Annotated in this window: 10 protein-coding genes; all 10 read left to right on the forward strand. The window is 41.1% G+C overall.

The window, feature by feature from the left end:
* The first annotated feature begins 31 nt into the window (after positions 1–31).
* The 10 genes from F0P94_RS19490 to F0P94_RS19535 all read left to right on the forward strand — a co-directional run bounded on the left by F0P94_RS19490 (position 32) and on the right by F0P94_RS19535 (position 17334).
* Entirely contained in the window at positions 32–9073 is a 9042-nt protein-coding gene (locus F0P94_RS19490; RefSeq protein WP_150906249.1) for a DNRLRE domain-containing protein, read from the forward strand.
* Positions 9074–9091: 18 nt separating this feature from the next.
* A complete protein-coding gene (locus tag F0P94_RS19495; protein WP_191907116.1) occupies positions 9092–9478 on the forward strand; it encodes a hypothetical protein in 387 nt (128 codons plus the stop codon).
* A gap of 338 nt (positions 9479–9816) precedes the next feature.
* Complete coding sequence (locus F0P94_RS19500; RefSeq protein ID WP_150906253.1) at positions 9817–10224, forward strand: type IV pilin protein; 408 nt, start codon at positions 9817–9819, stop codon at positions 10222–10224.
* Positions 10225–10253: 29 nt separating this feature from the next.
* The gene (locus tag F0P94_RS19505; protein WP_150906255.1) at positions 10254–10784 is read left to right on the forward strand and encodes a hypothetical protein; all 531 of its coding nucleotides are present in this window, start codon (positions 10254–10256) and stop codon (positions 10782–10784) included.
* Between the two features lie 39 nt (positions 10785–10823).
* Positions 10824–12212 (forward strand): GspE/PulE family protein, encoded by a 1389-nt coding sequence (locus tag F0P94_RS19510; protein ID WP_225307301.1) that lies wholly within the window; start codon positions 10824–10826, stop codon positions 12210–12212.
* Positions 12213–12603: 391 nt separating this feature from the next.
* Positions 12604–14127 carry a type II secretion system protein GspD gene (locus F0P94_RS19515; RefSeq protein WP_191907117.1) on the forward strand — a complete coding sequence of 508 codons (1524 nt, stop codon included), beginning with the start codon at positions 12604–12606 and terminating at the stop codon, positions 14125–14127.
* Positions 14127–15368 carry a hypothetical protein gene (locus F0P94_RS19520; protein ID WP_150906261.1) on the forward strand — a complete coding sequence of 414 codons (1242 nt, stop codon included), beginning with the start codon at positions 14127–14129 and terminating at the stop codon, positions 15366–15368. The genes F0P94_RS19515 and F0P94_RS19520 overlap by 1 nt, the downstream gene beginning before the upstream one ends.
* Positions 15361–15909 (forward strand): hypothetical protein, encoded by a 549-nt coding sequence (locus F0P94_RS19525; protein ID WP_150906263.1) that lies wholly within the window; start codon positions 15361–15363, stop codon positions 15907–15909. The genes F0P94_RS19520 and F0P94_RS19525 overlap by 8 nt, the downstream gene beginning before the upstream one ends.
* Complete coding sequence (locus tag F0P94_RS19530; protein WP_150906265.1) at positions 15902–16831, forward strand: hypothetical protein; 930 nt, start codon at positions 15902–15904, stop codon at positions 16829–16831. The genes F0P94_RS19525 and F0P94_RS19530 overlap by 8 nt, the downstream gene beginning before the upstream one ends.
* On the forward strand, positions 16828–17334 hold the full coding sequence (locus tag F0P94_RS19535) for a hypothetical protein (protein ID WP_150906267.1): 507 nt from the start codon (positions 16828–16830) through the stop codon (positions 17332–17334). The genes F0P94_RS19530 and F0P94_RS19535 overlap by 4 nt, the downstream gene beginning before the upstream one ends.
* Positions 17335–17449: the final 115 nt, after the last annotated feature.

The raw sequence follows: 17449 nt of genomic DNA on the forward strand, positions 1-17449 counted from the left end.
TTTACAATATATCATAAAGATTCCAGGACCTATGAATTCTAAACGGTATGCTTTAGCCAGGAAAAGGTTGCTTATCCTGTTTATTATTGCTTTTTCTTTAATAAAGGTGCACCTCGCTAATGCTCAATCATGCTTTGGTGATTATGAATGGGCGCACGAAATTAATAGTAATGACATGTCTAGCGGGAAAGATATAGCCGTTGACGAAGATGGTAACCGCTATGTACTAGGTAATTTTGTAGGATCAATTACTATAGATGGTAATACTTATACTCCGCAAAGCGGTAGAAGCAGGCCTACAAATATATATGTAGCAAAGTTTACCGAGGCGAATGAACTGGCGTGGCTTTGGTTTGGAGAAGGAGATGATGTGACTGGTACAGGTATTGTTTTGAATGGTTCAGAAGTAGCGGTTACCGGATATTTTGCTAATGAACTTGAGTTTGCAAAAGAGCCAATTCATCCAGCGGGTACCTATGCGACATCAAGTTTAGGAAGTAGTGGGGACTACGATATTTTCATAGTTTCTTTAAATGTTGACGGTGGAGAATATCTTTGGTCTGAGCAATATGGAGATGACGGGATGGATATAAGTGAAGATATTGCTGTTGATCAGCATAGTAATATTTATGTAACAGGCAGATATAGGGGGACAGCTTTATTTTCTAAAATCCTTCCTGATTCCCAAGAAGAAGATATTTTTATATTTTGTACTGATGCCGGGGGAAGTTTTCAGTGGGCAAATTCTGCAACAGGTCCTGGGAATGATTCTGGAATGGGCGTTACCGTTGTTGAAGACCAGGTTTTTATAACTGGTTACTTTGAAGAGGAAGTTATATTCGACAACGGGAATTTGGCTCTGAATGGACCAAGAAGGGAGGTGATGATCGCTGCATTTGATAGGGATGGAAATTTTGTCAATGCAATTAACCCTACTGGGCCAAGTAATGATGAAGGACTAGCTATTAGTGGAGAAGGAGATGACTTATATATTACAGGTTACTTTGAAGATAATATTGATTTCCCAGATGGTAGTGGTGGGATAAGCTTGGCCACAGTTGGTTCTTCTAAAAATGTTTATGTCGCGAAGTTTTCAATTGAAGCATTTGAATTCCGTTGGGCCAAAAATCCTATTGACCCTACATCCGGAGAGTCGGTTGGATACAGTATTGCTACAAAAAATAATAGCGTTTATTTCACAGGGGCATTTGATAATGACTTCTACTTTACTGACGCACATGGAGCATCAGCTAAGGGAGGAAAAGATGTTTTCACGGTGAGGATGGATAATGAAGGCGAAATTATTTGGTTAAGAAGTGGTGGTAGTAATGGAGACGATGAAGGGAAGGGAATTGCTATTGGAAGAAGAGGCAATTGTTACGTTACCGGAAACTTTATGGATCGGGCCGATTTCGGGCCTTATTTTACCCAATCCTTATCCGGTCAAACCAATGCATTTATCATCAAGCCTTGTAAAGATTGCCCTGACCCTGCTAATTTACCTAATACAAATGTTACGCTTCAAAGTCCGGCTGAGGGGGTGAACTTAGCTTTGGTTAGTAACTCCAGCCTGAACTGGAGCATGAACATTTCAAGCCCAAGTTTGTCCGTTACGTATTATGTAGATGTAATTCCGCAGGTCGTTAATGCCTCAACCGGACTTACCCAACCGGACTGGAGCAATATTATTTCAAGGACTTATCCTCAGGCAACATTAGTGTCCGGATCGCATAATAAGGCGCTAAGTTTATTTATAACTCAGCCAGCTACTGAAGTGGTATATTATTGGCGGGTTGGGTACTCCATTCCAAATTATGGGCCTACAATTACCTGGTCGGAATTGCAGACATTTAGGGTAGGCGGAGATATGCTTAAAGAAGTGCCTGCTACTTACCTGAATGCGGGCAATCTGGCTGCCACCTCGCATACCAATAATATAAATTGGGTGTATGAAGTTACTTATGGTGATAATAACAAGACCAAGGAAAGCATTACGTATACCGATGGCTTGGGGAAAGTACGCCAAACTCAGGTTAGGAATAATTCTGAGAACAAAATTCTGGCAACCGAAACGGCTTACAGCGAGGAAGGGGGCGAACCGGTACAGTCATTGGTTGCACCTACCGGGAGTTCCCAATTTGGGTATGCCCATAGGTTCTTTGATGTTAATGACGGTGGGGTATTCGGCGATTTTAAAACAGAGCACTTCGACCGGGAAGTAATTACGAATGGTAGCCCGGCTTTAATGACGCCTAAACCTATAGATAATACCTTTGCTGGCAGTGTAGGGCATTATTACAGCAATAATTCAACAGAGGCTTATGTGGATGATGCTGGAGGCTACCCCTATGCCTATTCTGTAAATGAGGCTAGCCCATTAGATAGACCATGGTTAAGCGGAGGCGTGGGAGCAACCCATAAAATAACCGGTGGGAAAGAAACCCAAACCACAACCGTAGCTTTTAGCGAAGATGAACTTGCGCGCGTGTTCGGTAAAGCCAAAGCGGAAAAGTTAACGGATATCACGAAAACCATTAATATTGATCCTAATGGCGTAGTCTCGTATGTATATTCAGATGATGAAGGCAGGACCATTGCTACGGCTATGGGGGGCTGTAGCTCAGTTACCCTGAACCAAGATCTGTTGCAGGATGAGGATGGTTTTGGTGGTACAGATTATACTTTTAACATTCTTAAAAACGATGTTCTAAATGATGGTGATTTAAATAAAACCAGCAGTGCTACCTTTTATTTGAGCTGTGGTGGAACACCTGGCACACCAGTAAATATTCATTACGAAATAGAACAAGGTACCTTCCTTGATGCAACTAATAAATGCTCAACCTGTGAGTATGACCTGGAGGTTAAATTAGTTGAGGATAAGACCGGGGAAGTTAAATTGAATGAGATACTAACTTTCCCGACACCACCTGCCCCTGCTCCTTCAACTCCACCTTGCTCAACTGCTACCGGAACACCATTTAGTTTTGATCGAGTTGTGCATCTGGTTAATTCAGGTACCTATACCATTTACAGAACACTTAAGCCAAAGGTTGATCCGGCAACCGGACAAACAGTTGTGGCTCAGGCTACCCAACAGGGGAAAACGCTTGCCCAGCTAAAAACTGAGTTTGCGGACCAATATTACAGCCGCGACGAGTGGTATGTTTTACGCAAGTTAAAGACCAGCGAAGGCCGGCGTGGCGCAACCATTCCATGTAATGAGATATTGCCAAAAGCCCAGGTTACCCTTGAAAGTAAGTTTAAAAAAGTTAGTTACCAGCCAGGAGCTTTACAAGGAAAGGATACCCAGCTTAAAAGCGTTAGCTTAGTTCCTGGCGCCGATCCACTTTGTGATATATTTGCTGATGGAATAAATTTTGGGAACGATAAAACATTAGAAGCGGCTCATCAACAAGTTTCAAGCCCTTTTGGTCACATGAATTGTGGATACACGTATCAGGCTAAAGGGATTCTGGATTTCGACTTACAAAACAAGATTCCCAATAATGCGATTATTGTAAGTGCTAAGCTCTCCTTATACTCTGCTCAGTCTCAGGTGTATCCACAGTATGGTGGTGCTGAATATGGCCATGCTTGGTCTTCTCCTGGCTCAAACGCTGCCTATATTAAAAGAATTGCCGCACCTTGGGACGAGCAAACCATTACCTGGTTCAGTTATCATAATCCCTCTCCTTTAACATCACCTCTTAACCCTGTGACGATACCAGGAAGTTCTGCAACTGACCAACACTACGAGAATCTTGATGTAACCCAGCTCGTAAAGGATATGGTTACCTACAATACTTTTTACGGTTTTGCCATTGAATTGATTAATCAAACCAGCAGTCCGGGTAGTGGAAATCACATGCGGTTCGCAACCAGCGATTTTCCTATCGCATCGCTACGGCCTAAGCTTGAAATTATTTATGCAGATAATACGAATAACTGCTCAGTACTAAACAGTTCAAGCTTGGGCTATTATGGTGATGCTCAAATAAGCATTGTGCCACCATATCAGACACCGGTAGTTGCGCCAGTTTCTATTGGAACCATTACTTGGTATACCGGAACAAGCATTACTGATTTTGTATCGGAAATAGTAAATGAAATTAATGCCGGTTCAAATTTTACTGCACATAATAATGGCGGTACAAGCAATACCATATACTTAACTGCCCCAGCTGGTACCGGTGACCAGTATAATAACTGGCAGCTAAAAGTAGATTTTACCCGCAATAGCCAGATTGGAGCTAACTGTTTTGAAATTAAACATACAAATGTACAGCCATTTACGGGCGGTTTTGATGCCAATTTTTGTGAAGAATATTTATGGTATGCCGACCAGGTAACCCAAACACCTACAGGTAGCGGGCCGGGCCAGGTTATTATTTCTGATCTGGATGGTATTGTTAATGCCAATGCCAATCCACCGGTAAGGGAAGGTACTTACCCTGCTACGCTCCAAAACCCTAATTCTATTCCAGCAGGTCATCAAAAACGGTTTGATTTCATAAATGCGTATGAGCGGATGCATTGGGTGAATTTAAAGGATACTGAAATAACGTTAATGGAGGATTATCCTTTTCCTTTAGGACCGAAGTTTGATCCATTGCGCGATAATAAAGAAGTAATTTTGGGTGATCAGCAAGACTATCGGTTAATCCACGTCACTTACAGAGTTAATTGTGAGGACCGGTGTACGCCTCCAAAAGAATTCCCAACAAATACCAACAACTGTAATAATACCTGTGAGCAACAGGAAAAGGCGCTAATAGAGAACGTAAAGTATGCGAACAACGCAATAACTGCTTACCCGGCCTGGACGGCGACTAACAAACCTAATTTTACGAACCATGGGGGTTATGATATTGGTGCTGCTGCCAGCAACCCTTCAGCAACTTCCAGTTTAAGAAGCCTTGTTGATACTTACTTAATGAGCTCCAGTTCGCCATTAACCTTAGCGCAGAAGAAGGATCTTGAAGCGATATTAGAGGAAGGCGACCCGGTAGCGTCTCAGCTGTATTTCGATTACCAGAAAGCTGTAGATGCGCGCACAAACTTTACGGTTGCTAATTGTGTTGCCAATTGCAATAGCGGTGCACCAACTACAAGTGCAGTTTGTGAAACGTGCGCCTCTACCTTTAAAAACAACCGTTCTGAAATAATGAGCGAAATTACCAGCGGCTATACGTATTTAATGGAGAAGTGGGAATCAAACAATAATGGTAGTTCGCCATTCCCATTCAGTAATCCTTTAACTGATTTTAGCGAGCAGGATAAAGCCGAACTGGGTGCAACGCTTTATAATTATTTAGTAACCCAATTAACAAATCAATCTACCTGGGCTTCCGGTCAGACTTTTGTTGACTGGCAGAAAACAGCATTGCAGATGAACCAATTCTGCAATAACTGCGATGCGCCTGATAATAACGATTATTCCTGCTGGCCTGATACTTATGTAGCTGGCTTATACGATGACTTCCCGTCCAAACTTATTGGTTTGCTCAGCTCAACTATTAATAAGGCTGGCGGCATTGTTGAAGAATTTAACGATTGCTTGAAACAAGCCAATGATCCGGTATTATACGCATGTGAGCAAAATCGCAAAAATTGTATCGCTGCCCTGCCGGCAGGCTATTCGCAACAAGACTACCAAGCTTGCTTAACTGCTTACCCTTGTACCAGCAGTACCAACGCCAACGGGCCAGTAGACCGGCCTCAACGAATGGCGCTCATCCGAAACGCTGTTTCGCCTTTAATAACCGATCCGCAGGAAGCAACAACTGAAATAGATCTGGTTTACCAGAATAACCTGAACTTAACCTTAGCAGAGCTATCGACTTATCTGCAGGATTACGAAGCGATTTTAGCTTGTAAACTGGACTGCAGAAGAGAGTTTGAATTGGCCTTCCAGCAGTGGTTACAAAGCCTGCAAACTACAGCTGCCACTACCGTGAAGGATAATTTTGTAAAGCAATGCTACCAGAAAAACGAAAAGCTTACAGTTAATTTTGTAGCTCCGGGCACGCACCATTTTACCCTTTATAACTACAACGCAGCCGGGCATTTAGTATCTACGGTGCCGCCTGAAGGCGTGGATTTTGTAGATCCGAAAAACAACCCAATGGCCGTGCCAGCTCACCGGATGTTGACTACTTATGAAACAAACTCATTGGGCCAGCTATTAAGCACTGAAACTCCGGATGGGGGCAAAACCTTATTTGCCTACGATAAAGCCGGCAGGTTGATTTTCTCGCAAAATGCTGAACAAAGAGCGCGGGGTAATACTACCGGTAAAGTAATTTTCTCCTTTACCCTGTATGAAGCAGAAAGCGGAAATATCCGGGTAACCGGGGAAGGTGTAGTAAACAAACAGGCCATTACTACCCAAACTAATGGTGTAGCGGCTGAATTCATGCGTCCGGATAATAATACAGCTAACCCTGGGATTTATGTATCGGATTGGGTAGAGGTTAATAATGTTAACTGGTCTATGCCTGAGACTTTTACTTACTTCAATTATGACCAGGATGAATGGGGCGATCAACAGAACCTGGGACAACGTTTAAGTTTTGTAGAAAGTAATGATATGTGGGGATATTATAGCTACGATAAACACGGTCGGGTGAAATCTTTCAGGGAATATAACTTTGCTTTAAATGATACTAAGCTTACGGAGTATGAATTCACCCCGTTAACCAGCCAGGTACAGAAAGTTAAATTCCAGAAAGATAATGCATATGAACGATTTAGCCAGAAATATACGTACGATGCTGATGACAGATTAAGCAATGTGGATGTAACCCGAGGAGACCCTGCTTTGAAAAATACCACATGGGATAGGGCTGCCGAATACAAATATTATTTACATGGGCCAATAAAATCGAAAGGTTTAGGTGAAAATATTCAGAAGCTCGATTACGTGTACAACATTAACGGCTGGCTGAAGTCCATTAACCACCCGCTTACGAGCTCTGATCCGGGCCAGGACGGTATTGCAGGAAGCCTTTATTCCCGCGATGTATTTGGTTTAACCCTGAATTATTTTGATGGGGATTATACCCGAACCAATACCGGTTTAACTGCTGGCAGCACCATTATGCCGGGAGCAGGCACCAAGCTGGCAGAAAAACGCAGGCAGTTGTATAACGGCAACATAACGGGGCTGATATCTTACACTGCCTTCGACCAGACTACAGCTGCGGCTTCGGTACCTTCAATAATGGGCCAAACCTTTAGTTACGATGTGCTAAATAGACTGCGGAGCAGTTTTGCCGAAACCCAGGTTGCGACAACTACCGGCTTTGGCGGCTGGCGCACGACCGGCGCCTATAACCCGAGCCTGCACGATATTTACCAGGAGAACCTGAGCTACGATGCCAATGGCAACATTAAAACGCTTAAACGTACCGCTTTCGCAGATGCCGCTACCCAGCAGGTACAGGTAATGGATAATATGACTTATAATTACCCAGGCGTAGTTTCAGTTAATAATATTAACAGGAAAACTAATAATAAACTTGGGCATATAGACGATGATGTTGTTGGCCTGATAAACGGGGATCTGCCAGGTGTTGATGATGTAATTGACCAGAGCGTTAATAATTATATTTACGATGCTAAAGGAAGATTAGTGCAGGATCTGAAAAATGAAATTCAGAAAATTGAATGGACTGCTTTTGATAAAGTGAAGAGCATTACTCGTACTCCGGGTAGTTCAAAGGCTGCATTAAGCTTTACTTATGATGCAATGGGTAAGAAGATAAGTAAAACGGTTACGCCTGTTTCCGGAACGCCTACAACCACTTATTACCATTATGGAATGGGTGAAGACCTGATGGCAACTACCAAGAAAGAAGGTACAACTTATACTGCCGATGAAGCCTTTATATATGGCGCTGAACGGGTGGGTAGTTATGAAAATGGTAACCAGCTTTCCGGTACGCCGAGCGGAGCCACCGGGATTGTAAAAAGCAAGCTACATTTCGAATTAACCGACCATTTAAGTAACGTAAGAGCCGTTGTAAGCGGAGAGAAAACCCCTGCTGGAGATGCTACTATTCTTTCTTTAACCGATTATTATCCTTTTGGCAGCCCGATGCCGGGAAGATCATTTAATCCGGGCCAATACAAATACGGCTTCAACGGTATTGAAAGTGAAGATAACCTTTATGGCGAAGACAACTTCTATAATACCGATAACCGTATGTATGACTCCCGTATTGGAAGATGGTTTAGCCAGGATAGGGTCATAAATGCAGATTTGTCACCCTATGCTGGAATAGAAAATAGTCCCATTGCATTTAAGGATTCTGATGGAAATGATGCTGAGCTTGTTATTCTTGGAAATACAGCAACTTTTAAGACTCAAATTTTTATTTATGGCCCTGGAGCAACTTTTGCGCAGGCGAATTTGATACAGAATTCAATAATGAAAGCTTGGAATAACAATTGGAAATATACTGATCCAGAAACAAATAAAGTATATAATGTTAAGTTTGAAGTAGCAGTAACTGTATTGCCATCAACTGGAATTTTTGAAGGCCTTCTAGCCAGTGCTTCTGATCTGTCTGGTATTAACAATTATGTCCAAATCCTTGATCCGCAAGTTGACTGGAATGCTTTAAGATTTAGATCTAAAGTGATAGGAGGAAGAGAAGGGGTTTGGAAGCCAAACGATCCCTGGGTTTTTGTTCATGAATTTGGCCATTTAATTGGATTAGTTGATAAATATGTTGAGGGTGGTAAAAGAAAAGACGGAATTGTAGTGCCAGATTGGGTGATTGGAGATTGGGAAGGGCATGTTATGGCTTCTCCTGATGGAAGAGTTAGCCAAGAAACGATAAACTTATTGATGAAATATACACTTTTCAAAGGGTCTAAAGAAAGACCATTTGCAAATAGAAGGGCAGTAATCTCCTCCAAAAAAGTAATGGCAAAAGATCCCGAAAAAGCGCAGAAAGTAAAATCAAAAAGCCCCAAAAAAACGAATAAAGTTAAAAGTGCCTCTTCAAAACAAGCTCGAGTGAAGGGCTTCGGAGGTAAAAATAAATTACAGAAAGTTAAATAAAATTTGAAGCTGGTTAAAATGACTTCCTTACAATATTCTGTTTTAAATTATTTCTTAGTTTTAGTATCTCTTTTCCTTTTCATCTCTTGTAATGAAAAAGAAAAGAGAGATACTAAAATTATTGTAGATCAATTTAATCCTGAGCAAGCTGGAGGTTTATATTGTAATTGTATACAGCAAGAACCTAAAAACCGAACTTTAACTGAGATAATTGACTCATGTGAAATTAGCCTTACTAAGAAATATAGGTTGTATATGATATATCATAATGGAATATATCATCCTGAATTAGATAGTGGAATTACGGAAGAAGATTATGATAATACTGTAATTTTTATGCAAGGTTTTAATGATTATATTAAACTAAACTGTGGGGGGGAAATTAACACAAACATTAAATTCTAATAAATGTAATTGCAAAGATCAATATTCTAATGATTATCTTTTTAAAATATGCCCTTGTATTCAAGAACATAAAATTAAGTTAGGAACCCACCCATGTGAGTATAAAAATTAAAAAAAAATATCAAATTTGATTTATAAAGGAGATACCGTTATAGCTGTAACTCTTAATTGCTGCTCTGGAGATAACGCATTGTTGATAAAAAAACAGAAGAGATAATAACTTCTAATGTTAATCCTAATTAAATGATTTATTTCATCTATATAATTATTATTATTCCTGTACTTCTAAGTAATTATTTTTACATTTAGATTTAAAGAAGAAGAACTTTAGTAAATAGATGGACTTTAAACAAAAATTATCAGCTTATACGCTTACAGAATTACTTATTGTATTAGTAATTATAGGAGTATTAGTCCTTATGGCATTGCCTAGTCTTATGCCCATGATTAGCCGCACTCGCAGCTTAGAGGCAAAGCAGATGTTGAAGCACGTGCAGATGCTGGAAAAGACTTTTTTCTACGAGAACTCGAAGTATTCGGCTAACCTGCAGGAGCTTGGCTTTGAGCAGGAAAAACTGGCTACGGAGGGTAACGGCAAGGCTAATTACCGCATCGAGATCACAAGCGCCAGCCCTACTGCCTTTACCGCCCGCGCCACCGCCGTGGTAGATTTCGATGGCGACGGCCAGTTTAATGTCTGGGAAATAGACCAGGATCAGAACCTGAAAGAGGTTACCCCGGATTAAAAAAAACGGTATGCTAAACTCTTAAAAAAGTGCCGGTAGTTCTTTTTGTGCTTGTGGCCTTAGGCCTCCTGCTATTAATCTTAATCCAGGATCTGAAAGATCGGGCTGTAACCTGGTTTCTGTTTCCGGCGCTGGCGCTGGTATGCTATTTTTACAGCGCCCGCCTCTTATCGCATGCAGCGGTCTGGCAAAACTGGCTGCTAAACATCGGTTTTCTAGCCTGCGAGCTTGCGTTCATCAGTCTCTATCTCATGCTAAAGCACCGGAAGCTTGTCTGGCCCATGCAGGGTTACATGGGCTGGGGCGATGTTTGCTTTTGGGTAGCAGCGGCTTTCCTGTTCCCGCTGCCTAACTTTGCTGTTTATTTCCTGGTTAGCTTGCTGTTTTCCCTAATTATTCACTTATGGCTGCGGCATGTTTCGGGTTTTTACGCTCAAAAGCATACCGTTCCGCTGGCGGGTTTTCAGGCTTTGTTTCTGGCAGGTTTGTTCCTGGTGCAAATATTTGTGCCTGCGCTTATTTTTACGGACGAGTTCCTGGTAGTTGGTTTATTTTTGTAGATGGAAGAATTAGCGTACATAAGCATACCGGCCGAGTTGATGCAGGTAATATCGGCCGAGCAGGCCTGGCACTACCGCCTTATCCCGAAGCACCGCGAAGCTAATCGTTTGCATTTCTATATCGACCAGGAAGCCTATGATCCTTCCCTGGATGATGAACTGGAAGTGATCCTCGGTTCGGCAGTAGTCTTAGAGCCGGTTGGCAGCACGCGCATAGAAAGCACGCTGCTTAAGTATTTTGTAAAGCAGGAGCAAGCCCGGTTCACAAAAACCACCGCTCCAGGTTCCAACGAGTTTTTAAATGACCTTATTGGAGAAGCGCGGCATTTAGGCAGCAGCGATATTCATATCGAAACGTATGAAGGTAAGGCCCGGGTGCGCCTGCGCCTCGATGGTATGCTGGTAGAGCGTTACCTTTTAGGCAAACCAGATTATCCGGCCCTGGTAAATAAGGTTAAAATTATGGCCAACCTCGATATTGCCGAGAAAAGGCTGCCGCAGGATGGGCGGATATTCTTTACCCACAATAATCACAAATTCGATGTCCGGGTATCGGTGGTACCAACCCTCTACGGCGAAAAGGTAGTGCTTCGACTGCTCAGCAACGATGCCACCAACATCGATATTCATCGGCTTGGTTTCCAGGAACTGGATCTGGCAAATTACCTGGAAGGAGTGAAGCGCCCCAGCGGTATGCTGCTGATCAGTGGCCCTACCGGCTCCGGTAAAACAACTACGCTTTACGCTACTTTAAAATTGCTCAACAAAGAGAGCCGGAATATTCTAACCATAGAAGACCCGATAGAATATACCCTGGAAGGCATAAACCAGGTGCAGCTCCGGGAAAACATCGGGCTCGATTTTGCCAGTGCCCTCCGTACCTTCCTGCGCCAGGATCCGGATATTATAATGGTAGGCGAGATCCGGGATACGGCCACGGCGAATATGGCGGTACGAGCCTCGCTTACCGGGCATTTGGTTTTATCTACCATCCATACCAATTCAGCCTGGGGCACGGTTTCCAGGTTAATAGATATGGGCGTACCGCCATTTTTGTTAGCCAATACGCTGAATACAACGGTAGCCCAACGCTTGTTAAGGTTGCTGTGCCCACAATGTAAACAAAAGCAGCCATTCGATAAAATGTTATATCCAAGGCAGTTCAAACCGTATCGGGAAATAAAATTTCATTATCTTGCAAAAGGTTGCGATCGCTGTTACTTCACCGGTTACCGGGGCCGCAGGGCTGTTTACGAAGTGATTCCGGTAGATGCGGACCTGGCAGAAAGAATAAAAAGCCAGCAATTCGAGGTTTCGGATCTACTAAGAGAGAGAGGTATTAAAACGCTTACAGAAAATGCTTTTGAATTATTTGAGCAGGGAGAGACATCTATCGAAGAAATTTTTCCGCTGCTTTTTTACGTTTAATATTCTCCTATTACTCTTTTCGACTGTTTTGTTGCAGGAGGCTAGCGGCCAGGTAAGAGAAGGCCAGCGAATCCGGCAGGTAGAGCAGGAATTGAAAGTGCTGGCAGACTCTACGGTTAAAGGACTGAATGAACCTGCTACTATCTCCGTATCTAATATGTCGATCCAAGAATTTCTGCGCGGATTGGCCGAAACCCACACCCTGAACATCAGCATCGATGCCGGCCTCGATTTCCGGATCACTAATAATTTTACCAATGTAAAGGTTTTAAACCTGCTCATCTTTCTCATCAGGGAATACGGGCTAGAGGTTCAAATTACCGGGAACATTATTTCATTTTATAAATATAATGCTCCGCCTGAAGTAAAGAGACCGGTGCCGGGTAAAAGGTTGCGGCTGAATTACAACCGTGAAGGCGATCTTTTTACGGCCGACCTGTCTCAGGATAGCTTGCGGGCATTTGCAAAACAAGCTACCCAGCTTACCAAGCGGAATATCATATTAGCTTCCGGCCTGCAGGATAAACTGATCACCGGCTATGTAGAAGGGATGCCACTTGATGCGGCATTGGATCGTTTGGCTTATGCCAATAATCTGGTTTTATTCCGGTCGGAAAAAGATGGGGCTTTTATTCTACAGGAAGGAGGCAAAGCGGCTGACCAAGGGAATAACCAGTTTAACAGAAATAGTTACCAGGCAGCCGGTGGCAGTTCCGGAATTTCGGCATTAAATATCAGCAACGGCAAGAACGGTAAAAAATTAATAGAATTGGATGCAGTTAATGTGCCGATTACGGATCTTATTAACGAGATTTCGAATAAAGCAGCTGTTGGCTTTATGCTGTTCTCACCTATTCAGGGTAATACAACAACAAAAGTAAAAGACGTTTCTTATGAGGAGTTATTAAGTTTTCTTTTGCAGGGCACTACCCATACCTATAAACAAAGCGAAAATGTTTTCCTTATAGGCAGTCGTAATTCCGAAGGGTTCCGAAGCACGAGAGTATTTAAGATGCACTACCGCCCGGCTGAAAAGCTTGACGAAATAATTCCGGTTGAATTAAAAAAGGGAATCGAGATAAAGGTTTTTAATGAACTTAATAGTTTAATCCTGAGTGGCGGGGCACAACAGATCGAGGAAATAACGGACTTTTTAAAAGCTATAGACGAACCGGTTAAGAATGTTTTGATTGAAGTTATGGTAGTGGAGCTTAGAAGAGGCCATACCGTTAAAACAGGAATTAAAGCTGGCTTAGGAGATTCTGCAGTTGCTACAAGCGGACAGGTCTTTCCTGCACTAGATATGACTATCGGTTCCAAAGGAATAAACGATTTTCTGGAAAAACTAAATGCCAAAGGCTGGATAAATATTGGAAAGGTTACGCCTAACTTTTACATGACCCTCCAGGCGCTGGAAAATAATAATCACATCGATATAAGGTCTACCCCCAAGCTCTCAACGCTAAACGGGCACGAGGCTAAGTTAACTATCGGCCAAACTGTTTACTATCAGGAGCAGAATCAGGTAATTACCGGCGGAGTAACCCCTATTACTTCGGTTACGCAACAGTTTAAGCAGGTAAGTGCAGATTTAAATATAAAAATAAACCCTATGGTTTCCGGGGATGAACACATAACCCTGAAAATTGATGCGGAGTTTTCTGATTTTATTCCGGCAACAATTCAGGGAGCTCCTCCAGGAAATACAACCCGTCAATTTACCTCTATGATAAGGGTTCGTAATGAAGAAATGATCGTTTTAGGTGGTTTGGAAGAGGTGAGTAGGTCTAAATCCGGCTCAGGTGTGCCTATATTGTCCCGTATACCCATTCTCCGATGGTTGTTCAGCTCCCGGTCAGATGAGAAGAGGAAAAATAAGTTAGTTGTTTTTATTAAGCCAACCTTACTCTATTAATGTTCAACTTCTCGCTTTCTTCTATTCTTAAACCCAGCACTATCGCAGGTGTTAATATTACCATAGATGGGGAGCGTATGAGCTTTTCTTTTTGTGTATTAAAAAGGCAAAAAGATATTATTAAAGTAATTAAAGCAGCAGAAAGTGGCGAAACTTTCGAAGAGCTTAAACAAAGTATAGGTAATGATATTCCACTTGCTTTATCAATTCAGGGAAAAGGAATTCTCCACAAGCCAGTACCAAAAGAAAAGGTTATTGATAAAACCAACATCGGGGAAATTGTAAAGCTTACATTTCCTGCAATTAAAACAGAGGAATTCTATGCGCAGGTATATAGTTTTTCCACTGGGAGTATTGTTTCTTTATTAAGGAAAGATTTACTGGAAAGGATTTTAAAAGAACTGCAAGATAATGGAATGCAGGTTTATTCAGTTTCTTTGGGGCCGTTTTCCGTAAACAATTTAGTACCCTTTTTGGGGCAGAAAGTTTTCAATTTTCATTTATCGAATTTCTATTTTGAGGTAGCTGATAGGGAAGTGCGTAACAGTTACTTGGGTACTGCATCCGGAGAATTTAACGAAACAATTCGTGTTGGTTCGGAAATGCTTAAAATTTGGCAACTTGTACCATATGGGGCGGCCTTAAATGAGTTATTGTTTGCAAGCTCAAACGGGACAATTTTATCAGAAATAATTCAAGGTGAGAAAAGTAATTCCCAGCAGCAGCAACTTTTAAAAACTGGTAGCCTGGGCATCTTACTTTTCTTCTTCTGTGCCCTGCTGGTTAATTTTCTTATTTATAATCATCTGAATAGTGAAAATGGCATTTTAGCGCAGCAAGTCCAGAAAACTGAAGATCTATTAAAGGAAAAAAGAGACTTGGAAGTTGAACAAGAGAAAAATAAAAAGTTTTTTCTTCATAATGGATGGCTGCAAGGAACGAAGAACAGCTTTTACAGCGATAAGCTTGCTGCAACTGTTCCTCTGCAAGTGTATCTAACTGAATTGAATGTATCGCCGGTAGATGACACCGAATCAAGAGTTCAAAAGAGATTGGTTATAAAATCAGGAATTATTCAGGTTAAAGGAACATGTAATAATTCTCTGATATTAAATGAGTGGATAAAACGGGTGAGTAAATATGAATGGGTGTTAAAGGTTCAGGATCAGGTGTTTACCTATGATTATAAGAATAAGGTAGGAAAGTTTGAATTCTTTATACAGCTAAAGCAAGATGTTTAACCTTCAGTTAAGTATAAAGCAGAAGACATATGCTTTAATAAGTGGTAGTATTCTTTTCGGATTGGTAATTTACCAATTGACGCTGAAAAGAACCATTGAGGCTTATCAAACCAATGGCTTCCTTAAGAATCAGCTGTCAGAAGCAGCGGAGGCACCTGATGCACTTATACAGCTAAAGTCCATAAATAGTAATTACGAGAAAGCGATAATAAAGTATAGAAAGAGCGCAACCGATCATGAAGGAGTCTTGTTGGATAGAGTAAACAAAGTTTGTGTTAAAAATGCTGTTAGAATTACCTCTTTTAATTCATTACCCACTTATAAACAAGGTAACCAGGTAGTGCATACCGGGTTTATTAAATTGACAGGACGGTTTACCAGTATATTACAGGTTATTTTTCATCTTGAAACAAAAGAAGCTATAGGGAGATTGTCTTCGGTAAAATTTATTCTTGAAAAGGATTATAATCAGGAAGTTAGAAGGTTGTCAGCCTTGGTGTATATTCAATATATTACTTTAAACAACAGCAGCAATGATTAAGCATTTAGCACTTTTTATCAGCTTCTTAGCCATCTTTCTGGTTAGTTGTCAGGAAATTATTGAACCAAATATTACAGGGGAAAAAATTAATCTTCTTTTTCCTGCTGATAGCTCTTTAATAAAAAGAATGCCGATTGTTTTTCAATGGGATGAATTGGAAGGAGCAAGAAATTACAGAGTACAAATAGGCTCTCCGACTGTTAATAGACCATCTGATCTTTTTCTTGATACTTTGGTAAATGATAATAAATTGAAACTGACCCTACCTCAGGGGGATTACGAATGGCAAGTGCGGGGAGGGAATAGCGAATATTTTACTGAATATTCCAGGGGAAGGTTTAAAATAGATTCTACAGCAATAGTTAATAATGAAGTGGTGCAATTGTTAAGTCCTTTAAACAACTCTTATGTTAACAATTCTAAAGTTACATTTCAGTGGGTAAATCTTGCTTCAGCTGATAAGTACATATTTGAGGTAATTTCAACACCATCTTTCGATACTATTGTCTATAATAATAAAATAAACAAAACTCTGGCTGGCGTAGATAATAGTTTTCAATGGCGGGTTACAGCATTAACCGCAACAGGTACAAAAACATCAGTTACATATATTTTTCATTTAGATAGAGTAAACCCCAATATACCGGTTTTATTTACGCAAGCAGATACTCTTCTTACTCCTCCGGCAATCTTAAGATGGCAAAGAAAAGATTCTGATGTTAGTTACGACAGCCTTTTTATTTATTTAAGCGATCAAACTACATTAATGACAGGGTTTCCTAAGCGGGTTAATGCTTCTTATTTTAAGCTTGATAATAGTTTAAATTTAAATTCCGGAAACTATTATTGGGGAATAAAATCTGTAGACCGAGCAAATAATGTGAGTACAATGCCAAATAAAAGGAAGTTTATTGTTAGATGAAAAACAAAAAACTCGTCTATATTCTTCTTCCCCTCGTTTTAATAATTTGGGGCTTAATAGTGTATCAGGTAAAGACTGCAATAGCTGATGAGCCTGAAGTAATTGGCTTAAGCAATGAGAAGAGAGACGGTAAGCTTTCTCAGGAAATCCAACAACAGGAGTTTAGTTTAATGCTAAATTATCCGGACCCTTTCTTAAAAGGTGAAAAAGTTACCCGAACGGCATCCCCTGCGCAAGCTAATCGGGTTTCATCAAGGCAGAAACCTAACCCTGTATTGCCGCCTGTACAATTAAAAGAAGAAATAGCCTGGCCAAACATTGTTTATAATGGAATGATAGTAAACCAGAATTCCAATGCAAAGATTGCTATGCTTACTATAGGTGAACAACAGGTGTTTCTTAAAATAAACAGCATTGAAAAAGGCATTCGGTTGCTCAGAATTTATAAGGATTCCGTACGAGTAGAGCTTAATGGGCAGCGAAAAGCCATTATAAGAAATTAGATTAATTTCTTATAATGGGCATGAAGAAATTCTTGCGAATATGGCTGCTATTCGATTATTATCTTCTTTACCGCCGAGGCTTTCTCGTTAAACACCTTCAGTAAATAAACCCCTT

Source organism: Adhaeribacter soli (assembly GCF_008727925.1).
GTDB classification, from domain to species: domain Bacteria; phylum Bacteroidota; class Bacteroidia; order Cytophagales; family Hymenobacteraceae; genus Adhaeribacter_A; species Adhaeribacter_A soli.